The sequence below is a fragment of the Actinomadura sp. 6K520 genome (assembly GCF_004349245.1).
In the GTDB taxonomy this organism is placed as follows: domain Bacteria; phylum Actinomycetota; class Actinomycetes; order Streptosporangiales; family Streptosporangiaceae; genus Spirillospora.
In genome coordinates this window covers 42610-62926 of record NZ_SMLC01000017.1, presented here as the reverse complement: position 1 = coordinate 62926, position 20317 = coordinate 42610, and the positions used below count along the sequence as shown (strand labels likewise).

Annotated in this window: 17 protein-coding genes; 6 read left to right on the top strand and 11 right to left on the bottom strand. The window is 74.4% G+C overall.

Going from position 1 to position 20317, the window contains the following annotated elements; all coding sequences use genetic code 11:
- Nucleotides 1–17: 17 nt before the first annotated feature.
- Together E1289_RS07305 and E1289_RS07300 are read left to right on the top strand one after the other, a co-directional pair.
- The gene (locus E1289_RS07305; RefSeq protein WP_243712674.1) at nt 18–998 is read left to right on the top strand and encodes an ATP-binding cassette domain-containing protein; all 981 of its coding nucleotides are present in this window, start codon (nt 18–20) and stop codon (nt 996–998) included.
- Nucleotides 995–1792: an ABC transporter permease gene (locus E1289_RS07300; protein WP_131976622.1), complete on the top strand. Its 798-nt coding sequence runs from the start codon at nt 995–997 to the stop codon at nt 1790–1792. Before E1289_RS07305 ends, E1289_RS07300 begins: the two co-directional genes overlap by 4 nt.
- 4 nt (nt 1793–1796) lie before the next feature.
- Here the strand turns inward: E1289_RS07300 and E1289_RS07295 are convergent, their stop codons facing one another.
- From E1289_RS07295 to E1289_RS07285, 3 genes are all read right to left on the bottom strand, one after another.
- Nucleotides 1797–2519, bottom strand: a complete 723-nt coding sequence (locus E1289_RS07295; RefSeq protein ID WP_131976620.1) for a hypothetical protein — start codon at nt 2517–2519, stop codon at nt 1797–1799.
- A 75-nt stretch (nt 2520–2594) separates the two neighbouring features.
- Nucleotides 2595–3320, bottom strand: a complete 726-nt coding sequence (locus E1289_RS07290; RefSeq protein ID WP_131976618.1) for a zf-HC2 domain-containing protein — start codon at nt 3318–3320, stop codon at nt 2595–2597.
- On the bottom strand, nt 3317–3805 hold the full coding sequence (locus E1289_RS07285; protein ID WP_207928842.1) for a sigma-70 family RNA polymerase sigma factor: 489 nt from the start codon (nt 3803–3805) through the stop codon (nt 3317–3319). Before E1289_RS07285 ends, E1289_RS07290 begins: the two co-directional genes overlap by 4 nt.
- Before the next feature lie 444 nt (nt 3806–4249).
- Between E1289_RS07285 and E1289_RS07280 the strand changes: the two genes are divergently transcribed.
- From E1289_RS07280 to E1289_RS07270, 3 genes are all read left to right on the top strand, one after another.
- Nucleotides 4250–4942, top strand: a complete 693-nt coding sequence (locus E1289_RS07280) for a hypothetical protein (protein ID WP_207928839.1) — start codon at nt 4250–4252, stop codon at nt 4940–4942.
- Nucleotides 4943–5017: 75 nt separating this feature from the next.
- The gene (locus E1289_RS07275) at nt 5018–5443 is read left to right on the top strand and encodes a PPOX class F420-dependent oxidoreductase (RefSeq protein ID WP_131976616.1); all 426 of its coding nucleotides are present in this window, start codon (nt 5018–5020) and stop codon (nt 5441–5443) included.
- 74 nt (nt 5444–5517) lie between these two features.
- Nucleotides 5518–5976 carry an SRPBCC family protein gene (locus E1289_RS07270; RefSeq protein WP_131976614.1) on the top strand — a complete coding sequence of 153 codons (459 nt, stop codon included), beginning with the start codon at nt 5518–5520 and terminating at the stop codon, nt 5974–5976.
- A gap of 244 nt (nt 5977–6220) precedes the next feature.
- Here the strand turns inward: E1289_RS07270 and E1289_RS07265 are convergent, their stop codons facing one another.
- The 8 genes from E1289_RS07265 to E1289_RS07230 form a co-directional block, all read right to left on the bottom strand.
- Nucleotides 6221–8722 carry a GMC family oxidoreductase gene (locus tag E1289_RS07265; protein ID WP_131976612.1) on the bottom strand — a complete coding sequence of 834 codons (2502 nt, stop codon included), beginning with the start codon at nt 8720–8722 and terminating at the stop codon, nt 6221–6223.
- Between the two features lie 2 nt (nt 8723–8724).
- On the bottom strand, nt 8725–9819 hold the full coding sequence (locus tag E1289_RS07260; RefSeq protein ID WP_131976610.1) for an alpha/beta hydrolase: 1095 nt from the start codon (nt 9817–9819) through the stop codon (nt 8725–8727).
- A 146-nt stretch (nt 9820–9965) separates the two neighbouring features.
- Complete coding sequence (locus tag E1289_RS07255) at nt 9966–12932, bottom strand: LuxR family transcriptional regulator (protein WP_131976608.1); 2967 nt, start codon at nt 12930–12932, stop codon at nt 9966–9968.
- A gap of 268 nt (nt 12933–13200) precedes the next feature.
- Complete coding sequence (locus tag E1289_RS07250) at nt 13201–14634, bottom strand: rhamnulokinase family protein (protein ID WP_131976606.1); 1434 nt, start codon at nt 14632–14634, stop codon at nt 13201–13203.
- The gene (locus tag E1289_RS07245) at nt 14631–15263 is read right to left on the bottom strand and encodes an LUD domain-containing protein (protein WP_131976604.1); all 633 of its coding nucleotides are present in this window, start codon (nt 15261–15263) and stop codon (nt 14631–14633) included. The genes E1289_RS07250 and E1289_RS07245 overlap by 4 nt, the downstream gene beginning before the upstream one ends.
- Entirely contained in the window at nt 15260–16711 is a 1452-nt protein-coding gene (locus tag E1289_RS07240; RefSeq protein WP_243712672.1) for a LutB/LldF family L-lactate oxidation iron-sulfur protein, read from the bottom strand. Before E1289_RS07240 ends, E1289_RS07245 begins: the two co-directional genes overlap by 4 nt.
- Nucleotides 16708–17421, bottom strand: a complete 714-nt coding sequence (locus tag E1289_RS07235; protein WP_131976602.1) for a (Fe-S)-binding protein — start codon at nt 17419–17421, stop codon at nt 16708–16710. Before E1289_RS07235 ends, E1289_RS07240 begins: the two co-directional genes overlap by 4 nt.
- On the bottom strand, nt 17418–18482 hold the full coding sequence (locus E1289_RS07230) for a substrate-binding domain-containing protein (RefSeq protein WP_243712671.1): 1065 nt from the start codon (nt 18480–18482) through the stop codon (nt 17418–17420). Before E1289_RS07230 ends, E1289_RS07235 begins: the two co-directional genes overlap by 4 nt.
- A gap of 296 nt (nt 18483–18778) precedes the next feature.
- On the opposite strand from E1289_RS07230, the gene E1289_RS07225 reads away from it, so the two are divergent.
- Nucleotides 18779–20317 (top strand): sugar ABC transporter ATP-binding protein, encoded by a 1539-nt coding sequence (locus tag E1289_RS07225; RefSeq protein ID WP_131976600.1) that lies wholly within the window; start codon nt 18779–18781, stop codon nt 20315–20317.

The window sequence follows — 20317 nt, the reverse complement described above, 5'->3', positions numbered from 1 at the left end:
ATAGTTTGGGAGGACCCGTGGCCGAACCACGGTTCGCCGTCGAGGCCGAAGGGCTGCGCAAGCGCTACGGCGGCCCCCGCGACGGAACGCAGGCCCTCGACGGGCTGGAGCTGCGCGTGCCCGCGGGCACCGTGCACGGGCTGCTCGGCCCGAACGGCGCCGGCAAGACCACCGCCGTCCGGGTCCTGACCACCCTGACCAGGCCGGACGGCGGGACCGCCCGCGTCGCCGGGCACGACGTGGTGCGCGCGGCGGCGCGGGTGCGCACCAGCATCGGGCTCGTCGGCCAGCACGCGGCGGTCGACGAGGTCCTCGGCGGGCGCCAGAACCTCGTCATGTTCGGCCGCCTCTACCACCTGGGGACCGCGCGGGCGCGCCGCCGGGCCGACGAGCTGCTGGAGCGCTTCCGGCTCACCGACGCCGCCGACCGGCCCGCGGGCGAGTACTCCGGCGGCATGCGCCGCCGCCTCGACCTGGCCGCGTCCATGATCCTCGCGCCGCCGGTGCTGTTCCTGGACGAGCCGACCACCGGCCTCGACCCGCGCGGCCGGAACGAGGTGTGGGACGCGATCCGCACCCTCGTCGACGGCGGGACCACCGTCCTGCTCACCACCCAGTACCTGGAGGAGGCCGACCGGCTCGCCACCGGCATCTCGGTGATCGACCACGGCCGCGTCATCGCCGAGGGCGCCCCCGACCAGCTGAAGGCGCGGCTCGGCGGCGACCGCATCGAGGTCGTCCTCGACGACCCCGGCGCGCTGTCCGCCGCCGCCGGGATCGTCGGCCGGGTCGCGTCCGGCGAGGTCGACGTGGACGCCGAGGCCCTGCGCGTCGGCGCGCCGGTGACCGGGCGGGCCGCCGCGCTGACCGAGGCCGTCCGGGCCCTGGACGAGGCGGGCGTCACGGTCGCCGACATCGGCCTGCGCCGCCCCACCCTGGACGAGGTGTTCCTGCACCTCACCGATGCCCCCAAGAGCGAGAAGGAGGTGCCCGCGTGAGCGTCCAGACCCTGCGCTGGGCCGTCGCGGACGGCCGGACCCTGACCGGGCGGGCCCTCGCCCACTGGGCCCGCCGCCCGGGGGAGGTGGCCGTCGCGCTGCTGTTCCCCGTCATGGTCGTGCTGATGATGGGCTACCTGTTCGGCGGCCAGATGGACGTGCCGGGCGGCGGAAGCTACCGGGAGTTCATCGTCCCCGGCATGTTCGCGCTGACGATGGCGTTCGGCGTCGAGACGACGTTCGCCGCGGTCGCCGGCGACGCGGCCAAGGGCGTGACCGACCGGTTCCGCGCGATGCCGATGGCGCCGTCCGCGGTCGTCGTCGGGCGCGCCACCGCCGACATGCTGCACTCGGTCGCCGCCCTGGCCGTCATGGCGGTCTGCGGCGTCCTGATCGGCTGGCGCGTCCACGACGGGGCCGCCGGCGCGCTCGCCGGGTTCGGGCTGCTGCTCCTGCTGCGGTTCTCGCTCGTGTGGATGGGGATCTACCTCGGCCTGATCGCCAAGGGACCGGAGTCGGTCGCGGTCGTCCAGATCCTGGTGTGGCCGATCGGGTTCCTGTCCAGCGCGCTGATCGCGCCGAGCACGATGCCGGGCTGGCTCGGCGCCGTCGCCGAGTGGAACCCGATGTCGGCGACCGTGACCGCGTGCCGGGAGCTGTTCGGCGATCCCGGGCAGGCGGGCACCTCGTGGGCGGCGCAGAACAGCGTCCTGATGGCGGTGGTGTGGCCGCTGGTGATCGCGGCGGTGTTCATTCCGCTGTCGGTGCGCCGCTACCGCGCCATGGGCCGGTAGGGCGTCAGCCGCCGGGCAGGAGGGCGGCGCGGTGGCGGGCCAGCGGCAGCGCCGGATAGCAGTCCTCGGGCGGGTCCGGCCGGCCGGGGGCGGTGCCGTCCAGCGCGGCGCGGAGCCTGCGCCCGACGGCCGCGGGGTCGTAGGGCTGGACGACGCACAGCTCGGCCTGCATCGCCTGCCGCGCCGCCCCCAGCAGCGCCGGGACGTCCCCGACGATCACGACCTCGGCGGGGACGTCCCCGTGGGACAGCCGCACGGCCAGCGCGTGCATCCCCGCGGTGCCCGCGTCCGCGTAGCGGAACTCGCAGACGAGCCGGTCGCCGTCGAGCGGGCCCTCCTGGATCAGCCACACGTGGCCGGGGACGACGCGTCCGAGCGCCTCCTCCCAGGCGGCGGCCGGTACGTCGGCGAGCGCGCCGGCGGCGCGTCCCGCCGCCTTGCGCCCCTCGGCCGGGCCGATCGCGGCGAGCGCCCGCAGGAACGCCCGCGCGCCCGGCGTCGCCGCCGCCCGCAGGCAGGTGATCAGGTCACCGAGCGCGGCACGCCGCCCCTGGACGTGCGGGGCCGCCGCCTCCAGGCTCCCGAGCCGCGCGGACGTCCACACCTCCGCCTGCAGCGGGCCGGGCAGCGACGGCAGGGCGTCGGCCTCCCGGACGTAGGCCGCGTACACCTCGCGGAGGCCCGGCAGCATCAGCTCCGGGTCCGCGGACGGTCGGGTGGCACTCACCGTTCCACCCTATGAGAACCGTGCCGCCGGCCGGTAAGCGCGGCGGTGCCCCTGCGCCGGGACCAACGCCGGGACCTACGCCGGGACGGTGAGCAGCGTGCGGCCCGCACCGATGGTCCGGACCTCGAACCGGCTGATCTCCTCCGGCGTCAGCGCCGTGGCGCCCTGCACCGTCAGCTGCGGCTGCGCGGAGTCGGCGAACCCGTAACCCTTGGGCGGGACGGACCAGCCGGCGACCGTGTGCGCGTTGCCGCGGGCGTCCACGGCGACCAGCTCGCACTGCAGCGGCCCGCGGACCTTGCTGAGCCGGAGCCCGACGCGGCTGCCCCACATCTTGCCGTCCATCGCGACCGTCCCGGTCACCCCGGTGCCGGTGTCCGCGGCCGACACCGTCCGGCCGTCGCGCATCAGCGCGGCCGTCCCGGTGTCGGGCCGGGCCGGCGGCGCCTGCTCCCGGTCGGCGCCGAGCGTGTACCCGGTACCGAGCGCCCCGCCGAGCAGGACGACCCCGGCGGCCGCCGCGGCGAGCCCGCGCGCCATGCGGTGCCGCCGCTCGCGGCGGTTCCGGTGCCGCATCAGGTCGGTGACCACCGCGGGCTCCGGCGGCACCGGCGGCGCGTCGGGGGGTTCGGCGATCGGCCCGATGCCGTCCAGCGTCCGGGCGATCCCGCGCAGCTCGCCGAGCTCCTCGTGGCAGGCCATGCACGTCGACAGGTGCGCCTCGAACGCGCGCCGGTCGGGCTCCTCCAGGAGACCGAGGGCGTAGGCGCCGACGTCGATGTGCAGCATGTCCGCGCTCATGGCGTCACACCCCTCTCCTCCAGGGCGACCCTTAGCGCCCGTAGCGCGTAGTAGACCCGGGACTTGACCGTGCCCACGGGGATGCCGAGATTCCTGGCGGCCTCGTTCACCGAGCGGTCCCGGAAGAAGGTCTCGTTCAGGATCTCGCGGTGGGCCGGGGACAGCGCGAGGAGGGCTTCGGACACGACGACGGAGCGCAGCAGATCCTCCAACCCGTCGGGGACGCGCATGTTCTCCAGCGGGCCCTCGCCCGCCTCCTGCGGCCTGGCGTTCTTGCGGCGCTGGTCGTCGATGACGATCCGGCGGGCGACCGTCGCCAGCCACGGCAGCAGGGACGTCGCGTTCTCGTCGAGCTGGTGCGCGCTGCGCCACGCGCGGATCATCGTCTCCTGGACGACGTCCTCGGCCCAGTGCCGGTCGCCGCCGGTCAGGCGGAGCACGAACGACAGCAGCGGGCGGCCGTACACGCGGTACAGCTCGGTCACGATCACCTGGTCGTCGACGCCGCCCGTGGGGTGCGATCCGCGGAACCAGCTCCACGGCCCGGCTGGACGTTCTCGGGTGGCCGAGGCGGTCGGTGATCTGTGTGCCATCGGGGGTCTCCGGCTGGTGCGGGGGCGGGGCGACGCGGTGACCGTGCGCCAGGTGTCACGTCGGGAGGCAGTACGGGACCCCGGCGGCCAGGGGTTCAATCCGTGACCGATCGGCCGGGAATTTTCCGATTCATCCCTTACTAGTTCGCGACCTTTTCCTTACCTGTGGCGCCTGTCGTCCGGCCGCCGCGTCGTAGGGCCGTACGACTCCGAATCAGCGGGGAGGCAACCGGACCCACCGCGGCGGACCTCCGCCGGGCAACGCTCACTCCACGCTTTGGAGCGAATGCGGGCATCGGGCCCATTTGCCCACAGAGGACCGAGGGCGGGATCGGCATGGTGAAGGGAATCGGGAACACACAGCTCAGCTACCGCCTGCTGCTGGCGGTGGACATCCAGGGGTACAGCAGGCGCGACACCCGCGAGCAGCTCGTCGCGCAGGGCCGGCTGGCGGACGCCCTCGACCGGGCCGCCCGCGGCGTCGGCCTCGACCGGAGCCGCTGGGACAAGCAGGTCGGCGGCGACGGGGAGCTCGCCACGCTGCCCGAGGGGGTCGACCCCGCCCCCGTCGCCGGCGACTTCGTCATCGGGCTCGCCGAGGCGCTGCGGGAGGTCAACCGCGACGCGAACCGCTTCCCGCTGCGGGTGCGGCTCTCGCTCCACCACGGCACGCTGACGGCCGGGCCGTTCGGGCCCGCCGGCGACGCGCCCATCGTCGTCCAGCGGCTGCTGGACGCCGCGCCGCTGCGCCGCCTGCTGATCGACGACGGGGAGCGCGACCTGGCCTACGTCGTGTCGGACACGCTGTTCGAGGACGTCGTCCGGACCGGGTTCTGCGCCCTGCGGCCGCAGGCGTTCCAGCCCATCAAGGTCACCGCGAAGGGCGCGGCCTTCCGCGGCCACATCCTCACCGGCCGCGCGGCCCGCGGCAGCGGCGCGGACGGCGCGGACGGCGCGGACGGCACGGGCGGCGAGCGGGGCGGGCCCGGCGCACGCGTCCTCGGCTTCCCCGCGCTCGCCGCCCGCTGACACCCCGCCTCCAGCGGGAAGGGATCGGCCCGGCGCGGGGTTGCCCAGGGAAACGGTCTTTCCTGGAGGCGGATGATGGCGGACGACGTGGCGCTGGCGGAACTGGTCGCGGGACGCGACCTCGGGGTCCTCGCGACCCTCAAGCGGGACGGACGGCCCCAGCTGTCCAACATCAACTACCACTTCGACCCGGACCGCCGGCTCGTCCGCATCTCGATCACCGCGGACCGCGCCAAGGCCCGCAACCTGGCGCGCGACCCGCGGGCGAGCCTGCACGTCAGCTCACCGGACGGCTGGTCGTACGCGGTCGCCGAGGGCGACGCCGAACTGTCGGCCGTCGCCGCCGACCCCGCCGACGCCGCGGTGGAGGAGCTGATCTCGGTGTACCGGGACATCCGCGGTGAGCACCCCGACTGGGACGACTACCGCCGCGCCATGGTCGAGGACCGCCGCCTCGTCGTCCGCCTCCACGTCCAGCGCCTCTACGGCCTCGCGCGTTGACACCGCGGCCCGGGGCGGCTTGTGCCGGTGGTGTCCGGCTGACTACCGTTCGGTGATCAGCCACGGGAGAGAGCATGCCGTACGAGATCCAGCTCACCGCCACCTCGACCGCGACGCCCGAGGAACTGTTCCGGCACCTGGCCGTTCCGGAGGCGTGGGGCGCGTGGGGCGGGTTCCCCATCCCCGCCAAGCAGACCCGCAAGGGCGACACGACCACCTACGGCGTCGGGTCGGTCAAGAAGATCTGGCCCGCCAGCGAGCAGACCGTCGCCTACGAGCCGTACTCGCACTTCGCCTACAAGGCGCTGTCCGGCCTGCCCGTCCGCAGCTACCGCTCCGACGTGCATCTGGAGGCCGCCGGCTCCGGCACCGAGATCCGCTGGAACGCCGTCCTGGTGCCTCTGATCCCCGGCACCGGCCCCCTGATACGCGCCCTGTTCCGGCTGATGCTGAAGAACTTCACCCGCCGGTTGCCCAGGCACACGGAGAAATGCCCCCCGGACTGCCCGGCCCGCCAGGCCGCCGACATCTAAGGGCCCGCCCGCACCAAGAGCGGTGTCGCCGCGACGACCCCGGCGCGGGGGCTGGAGGACGGTGCCGCGCTCGCACAGGCCAGGTCACGTAGCGAGCGCCAGCGGGCGAAGTGGGCCTGGACTGCAGCAAGCACGCCCGGAGGCCGCGCGACCCCCCGCGCGACCTCCGGTGAAAGGTGCAGGCCGAGAGCACCCCGCAGTTCCCTCGGCCTGCACGTTCATGGCCCCCCGTTTCGCCCCTCCCTCACACGAGGTCGGGGCCGTAGACCTCCCACAGCTCACCCGCGAAGAACCTGCCGAACCTGAGCAGTTTCTCCAGGCCGTCCGGGCCCGACGTCCGGAACGTGGTGAGCTGCCGCGCGAAGTCGGTCAGCCGGATGTTCAGCACACCCGCCGCGACGACCTCCGCGCCGTCCTCCTCGCCGTCCTCCTCGCCGTCCTCCTCGCCCGCGCCGACGTGCCCGTCGAGCAGCCGCACGTACAGCGTGGAGGTGTCCGGCCAGATCCGCGTCGGCGGGCCGTGCAGGACCTTCTTGGTCCCGCTCAGCGTCCGCCGCCGGCCCTCGCCGTCGGTGTAGCACAGCCGGTACCGCATCAGGCGCCGGTCGTCCGGGCCGTCCTCGACGAACAGGTTGAACGTGCCCTGCTCGACGGGGCGCCGGCCCCCGTGGCCGGTCGCGTCCACCCACCCTTCGGCGCGGGCCTCGTGGGCGGGCTCGGCGAGGAAGCGGTCGATGTCGTCCGCGGTGATCGTCAGGCGGAACGACAGCGGGCGGCGGCCGTCGGCCAGCTCCCCGATCCGCGGATCGGTCTCCCCGTAGGTGACGAACCCCTTCATCTCCTCGGTGAACGACAGCGACGTACGGTCCGTCGCCACGTCGGACGGTCCCCGTGACCCTCCGTGGCGCCCCGAAACCGGACCGTACGCCGAGCCGTTCCCCGCCCCGTCAGGCGAGCCGGCTCCCCCGGCCGGCTCGGCCCCCGTGCGAGACGGGACGGTGCTGGCGGAGCCGCCCGCGCCCCGCCGCGCGGACGCGTGCTCCAGCATCCGCGTGGCCATCCGGTCTGCCTGCGCGGCGATGGTGAGCGAGGGGTTCGGGCCCACCGGCCCCGGCATCGCCGCCCCGTCGGCGATGTAGAGGCCCGGGAACCCGAACACCTCGCCGAAGGCGTCGCAGACGCCCTCGCCCGGGTGGGCGCCCATCGGGGCGCCGCCCAGGGGATGGACGGTGATGATGCGCTTGCGGAACCACATCGGGTTGTCGGCGTACTCGGCGCCGAGCACGTCCGCGATGCGCTGCATGGTCTTGCGGACCCGGGTGAACAGCTCCTCGCTGGTCTCCGCCGACCAGTCCGCGGCGAGCCTGCCGTCCCGCAGGTGCAGCCGCCCGTCGGCGGCGTCGCGGCCCATGCCGAGCAGCGGCAGCGAGCTGACCGTGAGGGCCCCGTCGCCGATCAGGTCGGAGATCTCCTTGGACAGGTTGGTGTCCGGCGCGTCCCGGAACAGGTCGGTGAACCGGTCCCACAGGAACTTCACCGCGCGCTCGAAGTCGCGGCCGATGTCGAAGCCGTCGACGATCCAGTCGGTGAAGCCGGGGTAACCGCCGTCCTGGATGTAGGCGCCGCGGCCCGCGCCGGGCACGCCGTCCACCTCGTCGGGCAGCCGGATCGCGGTGGTGATGACCGGGCCGCGGCTGGCGTTCAGCGGGCGGACCCGGTTGCGGTCCCTGGCCCGCAGCAGGAACGTCAGCAGGTCGCCGTTGCCGCTGAACCGCGTGCCGAGCGCGTCGCCGAGGCCGGGGAACGCGGCCCGCGACTTCAGCAGCAGGAACGTGGTGCCGTAGGTGCCGGCGCCGAGGACCAGCCGGTCGCAGCCGATCGTCCGGACGGGCGGGCGGCTCTGCTTCGCGGTCAGATCGGCGTGGTGGACGTAGTCGACCTCGTACCCGCCGCCGGGCCGCGGCCGCAGCGCCTTCACCTCGTGGGACGTGCGGATGTCGGCGCCGTGGTGCGCCGCCGCCGACAGGTAGGTGTGGTCGAGGCTGTTCTTGGCGCCGTCGTTGCAGCCGATGTCGCACTCGCCGCACAGCCGGCACGTCCGCCGCGGGACGCCGTGGATGTTGCCGTACCCGGCGTCGGCGATGGGCAGCCCGAGGGCGGGGGTGCCGTCCGGCTGGGAGGCGAAGCTGACCGCCAGCGGCGGCAGCGTGCACTGCAGGCCGAGTTCCGCCGCGGCGTCCTGCATCGCGTGCGCCTTCGGGGTGTCGTCGTACGGCACCCGGTCGAGCGGGTACGGCGTCGCGCCCAGCATCTTCTCGACGGCGTCGTAGTGCGGGTCGAGGTCGGCGCGGGAGATCGGCCAGGGCTCGTATCCGCCGCCGGGCAGCGGCCGGTCGTGCACGAACCAGTTCTCGTCCTTGCGCAGCAGCACGTTGGCGTAGATGAGGGAGCCGCCGCCGAGCCCGGAGGACACGACCGAGTCGCAGCCCTGGAAGCTCCACACGTCGAACATCCCGTACAGCCCGGCGTCGGGGTCCCAGAACGCCCGTCCCATCTGGGCGGGCGAGCGCGGGAAGGCGCCCGGCGGGTAGGGCTGCCCGCGCTCCAGCAGCACGACCTGCCGCCCGGCCTCCGCCAGCCGGTACGCGGCCACCGACCCGCCGAAGCCGGAGCCGACGACGACGGTGTCCACGTGCTCGTCGATGCCCCCGTGCTCGATGCCCCCGTACTCGGTGTCGTGTCCCATGGTCAGCCCGCCTTCCGCTTCAGGAAGTCGAGGACCTGCGGGAACACCTCGGTGGCGACGTCCGCGCCCATGAACGGGTCCTGGTGGCCGTAGCCGGGCAGGATCGCCAGCTCGTGCAGGCCGGGCGCGACCGATTCGAGCAGCCGGTGGCAGACGATGTTGGAGTCGGTGAACACGTGGTTGCGGTCTCCGGTGAGGAACAGGATCGGCGTGGTGACCGCCTTGGCGCCCGCCAGGTAGTCGGCGGGCAGGTCCGCGTGCGCGGGGTCGCGCCGGTCGAACTTCACGGCCCGGCCGGCCTTCACCATCGCGTGGACGTGCCGGTAGTAGTGGACGTTGCAGGCCCCGAACAGGTCGGAGAGGCGGCCGTGCGTGACCGGCGACATCTTGCCGTGCGAGAAGATCGGCTTCCCGCCGCCCCACATGAAGCTGAGCATGTGGCACGCGGGCTCGTCGCACGTGCGGTGGAACGGCGCGACCGCCTTGGCGAGCATCCAGCCGCGGGTCAGCGCGGGGGCCTCACCGTAGCGCGGGTCGATCTGGCACGGTCCGAGGAGGTACTCCATCAGCGGCGGCCCGTACCGCAGCTTGAGCTTCGACCAGGCCGGGGTCCGCGGGGTCAGCGAGACGCTGTTGCAGGTCAGGCTGGTGATGCCGGTGACGGTCCCGGCGAACAGCGCCATCGAGAACGACACCGAGCCCAGGCAGTGCGCGATGACGTGCACCCGCCGGTCGCCGATGTGGCGGCGCAGTTCGGCCAGCGCCGCCGGATGGTCGTGCAGCGCGATGTCGTCGAGGTCGTGGCGGTGGGTCTCGCTGTTGTAGGGGAACCGCCCGCTCATCCGGAAGTCCAGCGCCCACACGTCGCCGAACCCGGCGTCGTGGAGGAAGTTCACCAGGTTGGTGTGCTCCGGCATGATGTACATGTCGCTGGACGTCGTCAGGCCGTGCACCAGCAGGACCACGTCGTCGGAGGGGGCGCGGCGGAAGCGGGTCAGGTTCAGGGTGAGCCCGTCGGCGGTGCCGAAGGGGTGATCGGACACCTCGGCGTCGGCGACGCCCGCGCGGGTGAAGCGCGCGATCCGCTGCTCGTCCATGTCGATCCCCTCCGCATCTGACGCCATAACCTTGCCAAACACGCACATCGGCGCGGCATCGTGGAGAACCCGTACTTACGTGCGTGATCGGACCCCCGTACCTACGGGACCGACGTGAACTAAGAGTCGCGATCAGCCCGTGTGGTTCACTCTGGGCGGTTCATGGCGGTCGCGACCCCGACGCGGGACGAGACGCCGATCTTGGCGAACACGCGGGACAGGTGGGTCTCGACCGTCCGGACGCTGAGGAACAGCCGTTCGGCGATCTGCTGGTTGCTGCAGCCCTCCACGACGAGCAGGGCGATCTCGTGCTCGCGCGGGGACAGCCCGAACGGCAGCTTCTCCTTGCCGCTCCCGGCGGCGGAGGCGGGCCGGCCGGGGGCCGGGACGCGGACGCCGAGGCGGCGCTGCTCGCGGACGGCCTGCGCGTGCAGCCCCCGCATCCCGCACGCCTGGAACATGTCCGCCGCCGCGCGCACCCGCTCGCGCGCCGCCGCGCGGTCGCCGGCGGCGGCGTGCGCGAGGCCGGCGGCCAGTTCGGCGCGGCCGGCCTCGGGGCGGCGGCCGGCCTTGGCCAGCAGGTCGGCGGCCTCGGCGGCCAGCGCCGCCGCGCCCGCGGGGTCGGCGGCGCGGACGGCGTGCGCGCGGGTGAGCCGGGCCAGGCCCACGTCGCCGGTCAGCGCCGGGTTGGCGATCGCCTCGGCGATGTCGGCCCAGTTCGCGGCGTCGGCCTGGTCGCCCTGCGCCGTGCGGACGGCCGCGAGCGTCTCGGCGCAGATCACCAGGGTGCTGAAGTCCAGGCCCTGGGTTCCGTCGCCGCACGCGGCGACCAGCGCCTCGGCGCCCTCGTCGGGCCGCCCCGCGCCGATGATGGCCAGGGCGCGGGCGACGTGCGCCATGTGCGTCCACCACTCGCCCGAGCCGGTGTCGTTGGCGACCGCCTCGTCCCCGGCCTGCAGGGCCCGGTCGTGGTCGCCCATCCAGGACGCGGTCAGGCACTGCTGGATCAGCCCGTAGGCCAGGACCTCCTTGGAGCGCAGGTCGCGGCCGACGGCGGCGGCCTCGTCGGCGACGGCGGCGGCCTCCTCCATCCGGCCCAACTGGGCCAGCACGCGCGACTGCCCGGCCAGCATGTAGCCCAGGATGAACGTCTGGCCCGTCGTCCGGGTGATCGACACCAGCCGTTCGGCGTGCCGCAGCGCGCTGTCGTACATGCCGAGGAACGACTCGGCGAACACCAGCCAGGCGAAGCAGTCCAGGCAGTCGGCGAAGTCGTTGTCGGACGCGGCGGAGAACAGCTGGTCGGCCCGCTGCGCGTAGCGGATCGCCTCCTCGACCTCGCCGCGCCCGTAGGCCACCATCGGCCGCATCGACGCCACGGCCGCGCGGAGCCCCGGGCCCCACTCGGGGGCGCTCTCGGGGATGCTGTCCAGGACGGCGTGGGACCCGCGCGTGTCGATCCGCTGGATCCGGTCGGCGACCAGGCGGATCCGCAGCAGCACCGCCTCGGGGGTCTGCCGGTCGGTGATGCGGCGCAGCTCGTCCAGCACCAGCGCCCGCGCCTCGTGGATCCGGCCGAGCTGGCGCTCCATCACCGCGCACAGGTGCACCGTCCGGGCGCGCCGGACGGTGTCGTCGGCGGGCAGCAGCCCGAGCAGCGTGCGGGCGGTCTCCCGGCCCTGCTCGGCGTGCCCGCTGACGGCCTGCACGTGCGCCAGCTCGACCAGCAGCTCGATCCGGTCGGGATGCGGGCCGCCCGTACCCGCCTCGGCGGTGCCGGGCATCAGCTCCAGCGCCGCCTCCAGCCAGTACGCGGCGGTGGCGGGCGCCTGGAGCGCGACGACCCGGGCGGCCTCCACCAGCGTCCCGATCGCCTCCCGGTCGCCGAACCGCGCCGACCGCACCACGTGGTGGGCGCGGACGGACGCGGGCGCGCCCAGCTCGGCCAGCCGCGCCGCCACCCGCGAGTGCGCGGCGAGCCGCCAGCCCGCCGCCGTCGAGGCGTAGGCCACGTGCCGCACCAGCGGGTGCCGGAACCGGAACCGCCCGCCGCCGGTGGGGCGCACCACGTCATGACCGGTCAGCACGTCCAGCGCCGCCAGCGCGGCGTCCTGCTCCATCTCCGCGGCGACCGCGGCGAGCGCGGGCTCGAACACGTCCGCGGCCACCGCCGCGCCCCGCGCCATCAGCAGCGCCTCGGGCGGCAGCGCGCTCAGCTCCACCTGCAGGGCGGCCCGCACCGCGGGCGGCACCTCGGTCAGGCTCGCGACGCCGTCCTCCCAGCCCCCCAGTTCCGCGCCGCCGCGCCCGGCCGGTACGGTCCCGTCGCCCATCCTGGACAGGGCCTCCAGGTAGAACGGGTTGCCGCCGCTGGCCTTGAACAGCGCCTCGCACCGCGACCGGCTCACGCTCGGTCCGAGGAACTCGGCCACCTCGCTGTGGGTGAGCGGGTCGGCGGTGATCCGCACGCCCTGCGGACCGGCCGCGTCCACCAGCGCCGCCAGCCGCGGCGTCGCCTGCGCCGGCCGGTAGGCGACCGCCACCAGCACCCGGGCGCGCGGCGGATGGCGGACGAGGTGGTCCAGCAGCTCGATCGTCGCGTCGTCGGCCCAGTGCAGGTCGTCCAGGATCAGGACGAGGCCGTCCGGTTCGGCGAGGTCCTCCAGCAGGTGGCGGACGGTGCGGTGCAGCTGGTAGCGGGCCACCCGCGAGTCGGGGGAGGCGGTCCCGCCGGCGAGCCGGGCCGGGTCGGCCGGGTCGCCCAGCGCGGGGAAGACCGTCCCGAGCAGCCGCAGCGCGCCCGGAGGCAGGCCGGGGGCGTGCTCTTCGAGGCGGTCGTCGAGGGCGTCGACCACGGCGCCGAACGGCATCTCCTGCTCGAACTCGGCGGCGCGGCCCGCCACGAACGGCAGCTTGCGCGCGTTGGCCGCATCCGCGAGCTCGTTCAGCAGCCGCGTCTTGCCGGCGCCGGGCTCGCCGACCAGCGCGAGGAAACCGTAGCCCCGCTCGGCCGCGTCGAGCACCCTCCCGATCTCCTGCAGCGCCTTCCGCCGCCCGACCAGCGGTGTGTTGCCGGGCACGTCCCCGGCATCGCGGGCCGCACGACCCTCCATGTCAACACCCCAACAGCGACAGGCGGCCGATACGCCGTGATCATGGTTAACGTTGCGGTTCCTGAGAATTGGCGTGAATCACCCTATCGGGTGGAACGTCAATAAGGTGGCCAACGCCGCAGCCAGCGCGTCGTCCCACGGACCGGCCTCCTCCGTGACCTCTCCTTCACGGCCATCAACGTCCACTGCCATGAACCGTCGCCGGGCGCCCCGTGTCAACCTCGGGAGGGTAAACCGTCTCGCCGTCGTGACATCGCGCTTCCCCTGCTCAGGGTTCCAGCCCGAGGCGGGCCGCGGCCGCGGTCCACGCGGACTCGCCGCCGGACGGCTCCCAGCGGCGTAGCGGCTGGGTCGCGGCCACGAGGGCGCGGGACTCGGCCAGGCCGCCGATGACGCCGTGCGCGCGGGCCTGGGCCAGGACGTTGCCGAGGGCGGTGGCCTCCACCGGCCCGGCGACGACGGGCAGGCCGGCGGCGTCGGCGGTCAGCCGGCACAGCAGGTCGTTCCGGCTGCCCCCGCCGACCAGGTGCACCACGTCGATCTCCCGCCCGGACAGGCGGGACGCCTCGCGGAGCGCGGCGCGGTGCGCCAGGGCCAGGCTGTCCAGGACGCAGCGGACGGTCTCGGCGCGCGTGGCCGGCTCGGGGAAGCCGCGGCGGCGGCAGTGCGCGGCGATGCGCGCGGGCATGTCGCCGGGCGGCAGGAACTCCGGGTCGTCGGGATCGATGAGGCGGCGCAGGCCGGGAACGTGCGCGGCCTCGGCGAGCAGCGCGGGCAGGTCCGGGTCGCCCCAGCTCCGCAGGCACTCCTGCAGCAGCCACAGTCCCATCACGTTGCGCAGGTAGCGGACCTTCCCGTCGATGCCGCCCTCGTTGGTGAAGTTGGCCTCGCGGCTCGCCTCGGTCAGGACGGGGGCGTCGAGTTCGACCCCGACGAGCGACCACGTGCCGCAGGAGATGTAGGCGAACCGCCCGGTCGTGGCGGGGACGGCGGCCACGGCGGAGGCGGTGTCGTGGGAGCCGACGGCGGCGACCCGCAGGCCGGCGTGGCCGGTCTCGGCCGCCACGTCCGCGCGGACGGTCCCGATGACCTGGCCCGGGTCCCGGAGGGGCGGCAGGAGCCCGGCCGGGAGGTCCAGCTTCGCCAGGAGGCCGCGCGACCAGGTGCCGTCGCGGACGTCCAGCAGGCCGGTCGTGGACGCGTTGGTCCGCTCGGCGCCGATCTCGCCCGTGAGCCAGTAGGCGAGGAGGTCGGGGATCAGCAGGAGCGTGCCCGCCCGGGACAGGTCGTCCGCCGCGAGCTGGTAGATGGTGTTGAACGGGAGGAACTGCAGGCCCGACGTCCGGTAGAGGAGGTCGTCGCCGAGTTCGGCGCGGACGCGCTCCATCACGCCGTCGGTGCGCGAGTCCCGGTAGTGGACGGGGTTGCCGACCAGGCGGCCGGCGGTGTCCAGGAGCCCGTAGTCGACGGCCCACGAGTCGACGCCGACCGAGGCCAGGCCGGGCGGAGCGGCCCGCAGGCCGTCGAGGACGTTGCCGTACAGGCCGAGGATGTCCCAGTGCAGGGTGCCGCCGACCCGGACGGGACGGTTGGCGAACCGGCGGAGCTCGGTCAGTTCCACGGAACCGGGCCGGACGCGCCCGGCCATGACGCGCCCGCTGGACGCCCCCAGATCGACGGCCGCGAAGGTCGCTTCGCTCATCGGACGACGAGTACCTCCAGTGTGCGGGGTCCGTGCACGCCCTCCACCCGGGAGAGTTCGATGTCGCTCGTCGCCGACGGGCCGGACACGAACGTCAGCGGGCGGCGCGGGTCGAGCCGTTCGAGGGCCTCGGGCACGTCCGGCGCGACCTGGCCGGCGAGGACGACGATCAGGTGGTAGTCGGGGACGAGCGACAGTGCCCGGCGGCCCTGCGCGGCGCCGTGGTCGAGGACGACCGTGCCGGTCTCGGCGATCGCGGCGGCGCAGCCGGTGACCGCGCCCGCAAGCCCGTCCAGCGACGCGGGGTCCGGGTCGCGGACGATCGGGGCGGCGGTCGCGGCGAGCCACTCGGCGGGCAGGTCGCCGGGGACGCCGTAGGCGCCGGGGCGGGCCGCGAGCCGTTCCGCGACCGTGGCCGCGACGTCGGGCGGGGAGACCCGCAGGACCGTCGCGCGGTAGTCGGCGACCCGCTCGGCGAACAGGTCGAGGACGCCTCCCGCCGACGCGTCGCCGTGGTGGCCGCGCAGGTACCCGCGGTCGATCCGGTCGTAGGCGGCGGCGACCTCGGCGGCCGGGCGGGTGGGCGCGATCCCCTCGATCCGGCGGAGGATCTCCTCGCGGGCGTTCACCGCTCGTCCTCCTTCCGGCCGCCGTCCGTGCGGGCCCACCAGGCGCGGAACGACTCGGGCGGCGGCGCGGGCGCGTCCCGCGTCTCGGTCCACGCGCCCAGCGGCCCGGGCAGCCGCCGGATCCGGCCGCCGCGCGCCACGACGCGGCGGCTCGCGGACGCGGCGCGCTGCGCGAGCCCGAGCCGGGTGGGGGAGCGCAGCGTCCACCCGGCCGCCGTCATCGCCACCCGTTCGAGCGGGTGGCGGGGGCCCTGCTCGACGGCGCGTGCCCGCAGGTGGACGAGCACCTCCGGGATGTCGATCGCGACCGGGCAGGCATCGAAGCACGCCCCGCACAGCGTCGACGCGTAGGGCAGCGAGGCGTCCACGTCCGAGCCGATGCCGCGGATCTGCGGCGACAGGATCGCGCCGATCGGCCCCGGATACGGCGACCCGTAGGCGTGGCCGCCCGCGCGCCGGTAGACGGGGCACACGTTCAGGCACGCCGAGCAGCGGATGCAGCGCAGTGCCTGCCGGCCCACCTCGTCGGCCAGCGTGGCGGTGCGGCCGTTGTCCAGCAGGACGAGATGGAAGTCGCGCGGGCCGTCGCCGGGGGAGACGCCCGTCCAGGTGGAGGTGTAGGGGTTCATCCGCTCGGCCGTGGACGAGCGGGGCAGCAGCTGGAGGAACACCTCCAGGTCCCGCCAGCTCGGGACGATCTTCTCCACGCCCATCACCGAGATCAGCGTCTCGGGGAGGGTCAGGCACATCCGCCCGTTGCCCTCCGACTCCAGCACGACGAGGGTTCCGGTGTCGGCGACGGCGAAGTTCACGCCCGACACGGCCACCTTCGCGGACAGGAACTTGGCGCGCAGGTGCCGGCGGGCGGCCTCGGCCAGCTCGGCGGGGGAGTCGGTCAGCCCCTCGGGCGCGTCGTCCATCGCGCGCAGGAAGATGTCGCGGATGTCGGCCCTGTTGCGGTGGATGGCGGGGACGAGGATGTGCGACGGGCGGTCGTCGCCGAGCTGCACGATCAGCTCGGCGAGGTCGGTCTCGTAGGCGGTGACGCCCTCCTCGGCCAGGAACTCGTTCAGGCCGATCTCCTGCGTCGCCATCGACTTGACCTTGACGACCTCGGTCTCGCCGGTGGCCTTCACCAGATCCGCGACGATCCGGTTGGCCTCTCCGGCGTCGCGGGCCCAGTGCACCGTTCCGCCCGCCTCGGTGACCCGCTGCTCCAGCAGGCGCAGGTAGTGCCCGAGGTGCTCCAGGACGTGGTCCTTGATCTGCTTGCCCGCCTCGCGCAGCGCGGGCCAGTCGTCGAGTTCGGCGACGGCGGCGGCGCGCCGCTCCCGGATCGTCGTGGTCGCGTGGGCGAGGTTGCCGCGGAGCCGCGGGTCGGCCACCGCGCCGCGCGCCGCGTCGGGGAAGGACGGCATCCCGAGGTAGGTCGGCATCGCTTCGCTCATAGGGGAGTCTCCTCCGTGGAAGCGAGGATCTCGGCGAGGTGGACCGTCCGCACCCCGGCGCGGGTGCGGGTGAGCGCGCCGCCGATGTGCATCAGGCACGAGTTGTCGGCGGCGCAGAGCGCCCGCGCCCCGGTCGCCCGGACGGCGGTGACCTTGTCCGCGCACATCGCGGCCGACACCTCGGAGTTCTTCAGCGCGAACGTCCCGCCGAACCCGCAGCACTCGTCCGCGTCGGGCAGGTCGGCCAGGTCGATGCCGCGGACCTCCCGCAGCAGCCGCAGCGGCCGGTCGCCGACGTGCAGCATCCGCAGCGAATGGCACGTCGGGTGGTAGGTGACGCGGTGCGGGAAGTAGGCGCCCACGTCGGTGACGCCCAGCACGTCCACGAGGAACTCCGACAGCTCGTGCACGCGGGACGCGATCCCGGCGGTGCGCGGCGCGAGCCTCGGATGCCAGTCGCGGACCATCGCGGCGCACGACGCGGACGGCGTCACGACGGCGTCGTACGGCTGGAACGTCTCCGCGAACCCCTTCACCAGGGGGAGGGCCTGCCGCCGGTACCCGGTGTTGAGGTGCATCTGCCCGCAGCACGTCTGCCCGGACGGGAACTCGACGTCGTGGCCGAGCCGCCGCAGCAGCCGCACCATCGCCTTGCCGGTCTCCGGGTACAGGGTGTCGTTCACGCAGGTGAGGAACAGCGCGACCTTCATGGTCTCCCTCCCGCGGCGGGACGGCTGGACTCGCGGACGACGAGCTCGGGCTGGAACATGACCTGCTGGTGGGCATGCCCGCCTGAATCGTCGCACTCCTCCAGCAGCAGCTCGGTCGCTATCCGCCCGAGCTGGTAGGTGGGCTGCCGCACCGAGCTCAGCGGGACCGCGGCCGCCGCGGAGAACTCGATGTCGTCGTACCCGATCAGCGCGATGTCGGCCGGGACCTCCAGCCCGGCCTGCAGCAGCACCCGCAGCACGCCGAGCGCGAGCAGGTCGTTCGCGCAGAAGATCGCGTCCGGCAGCGGCGGGCCGGCCTCCAGCAGCCGCCGCGCCGCCTCCTGCCCGGACCGGGCGTTCATCGCGCCGACCGTGATCTCCCGCATCGCCTCGCGGCCGAGGCCGGCGGCGCGCAGCGCCCGCAGCGCGCCCCTGCGGCGGTCCGCGCACTGCCGCAGGACGCTCGGGCCGGTGACGAACGCCAGCGTGCGGGCCCCGCCGTCCAGCAGCTCGCCGACCGCGAGCTCACCGCCCGCGACGTCGTCGACGGCGACCGAGCACTGGCTGGTGCGGGGCGTCGGGTGGTCGAGCAGCACCACCGGGACGCCCCGCTCCTGCAGCCGTGCCGCGGCCTCGCCGTCGTCGCCGACCGGCGTCAGCAGGACGCCGCGGACCCGCTGCTCGGCGAACACCCGCAGGTTGCGCTGCTCCCGCTCGTCCGACTCGCCGGACGACGACAGGATCACCGCGTAGCCGCGCTCGCTGGCGGTGTCCTCGACGCCGCGGGCGACGTCGGTGAAGAACGGGTTGGCGAGGTCGAGGACCATCAGCCCGATCGTGCTGCTGTGCCCGGCGCGCAGCGTGGACGCCGAGCCGTTGCGGACGAAGCCGAGATCGCGGATGGCGCGCTCGACGCGGACCCGGGTCGCCTCGGCGACCCGTTCGGGGCGGTTGAGCACGTTGGACACGGTGCCCGGCGAGACGCCGGCCTGCGCCGCGACCTGCTTGATGCCCACCGTCCTGCTCAGCGGCTCGGGACGTCCGGTCGCCTCTGTGCTCACTCCGTGTGCCCCCGGTCCGTCCGCTCGATGTGCCGCTCACTCTGGTCATCGGATTAAAACGTGTCAAGCCCGCAGCCGGGACGCCGGGGTGCGGCTTCCGGCGGCGGGGCGCGGCGGTGATCGATCTGGAAAATCTCCTAACCCTTGCGTTACCGGGCCTGCGCGACGTTCGGGCCGAACTTTCCGGACACCGCCCTCTTGACGGCCGCGCGGGCTGTCTCTAGCGTCCTCGGCAACATCTGGTTAAAACGTTTTTCATTCGTACGGCACAGACGTGCCCCGCGAGGAGGGCCGCGATGGGTGCACCCGGCCGGTCGGCGCCGCCGACATTGGCACTGGTCAACGTGAGCAAGTCGTTCGGCGCCGTGCGCGCTCTGCAGGACGTCACCCTGGAGCTGCACGCGGGCGAGGTGCACGCGCTGGCCGGGGAGAACGGCGCGGGCAAGTCCACGGTCGTAAAAACGTTCGCAGGCGTGCACCGCCCGGACGCGGGCGAGGTCCGGGTCGACGGCGAGCCGGTGACGTTCCACGGCCCCGCCGACGCGCAGGCCGCCGGCGTCGCCGTCATCTACCAGGAGCCCACCCTGTTCCCCGACCTGTCGGTCGCGGAGAACATCTTCATGGGCCGCCAGCCGCGCGGCACGCTGCGCCGCATCGACCGCCGCGCCGTGCACGCCGGGACCGCGGAGCTGTTCCGGCGGCTCGGCGTCGCGCTCGACCCGCGGCAGCCCGCCCGCGGGCTGTCGATCGCCGACCAGCAGGTCGTCGAGATCGCCAAGGCCATCTCCCGGGACGCGCGGGTCCTCATCATGGACGAGCCCACCGCCGCGCTCACCGGCCAGGAGGCCGACCGGCTGTTCGCGGTGACCCGCACCCTCGCCGAGGCGGGCTGCGCCGTCCTGTTCATCTCGCACCGGCTGGAGGAGATCTTCAGCCTGTGCCGCCGCGTCACCACGCTGCGCGACGGCGCCCACGTCGCCACCGACCCGACCGCGGAACTCACCCCCGACGACCTCGTCCGCCGGATGGTCGGCCGCGACCTCGACGCGCTCTACCCCAAGCAGGACGTGGTACCCGGCGAGGTCGCGCTGCGGGTGTCCCGGCTGACCCGCGAGGGCGCCTTCACCGACGTCTCCTTCGAGGTCCGCCGCGGCGAGATCGTCGCGCTGGCGGGGCTGGTCGGCGCGGGCCGCAGCGAGGTCGCCCGCGCGGTCTTCGGCGTGGACCGCCGGGACGCCGGGTCCGTCGAGGTCTCCGGCCGGCCGCTGCCGTCCGGCAGCCCGACCGCGGCGATGGCGGCGGGGCTCGCGCTCGTCCCCGAGGACCGCCGCCAGCAGGGCCTGGTCATGGACATGTCCATCGAACGCAACATGGGTCTCACCCAGCTGCGCACGCTGCGCCGCGAGACCGGCCGCGGCGGCCTCATCTCCCGGAGGGTCGAGCGGAGCCGTGCCGCGGACTGGGGGCTGCGGCTCCAGCTCAAGTACTCGCGGCTCACCGACGCCGTCGGCGTCCTGTCCGGCGGCAACCAGCAGAAGGTCGTGCTCGCCAAGTGGCTGGCCACCGAGCCGGACGTCCTGATCGTGGACGAGCCGACCCGCGGCATCGACGTCGGCACCAAGGCCGAGGTGCACCGGCTGCTGTCGGAGCTGGCCGCGCGGGACATCGCGGTGCTGATGATCTCCTCCGACCTGCCGGAGGTGCTCGGCATGGCCGACCGCGTCCTCGTCATGCACGAGGGCCGGCTGGCGGCCGAGATACCGCGCGCCGAGGCGACCGAGGAGAGCGTGCTGGCCGCCGCGACCGGCCGGGCCGGCACCGGAAGGGCGGCCTGA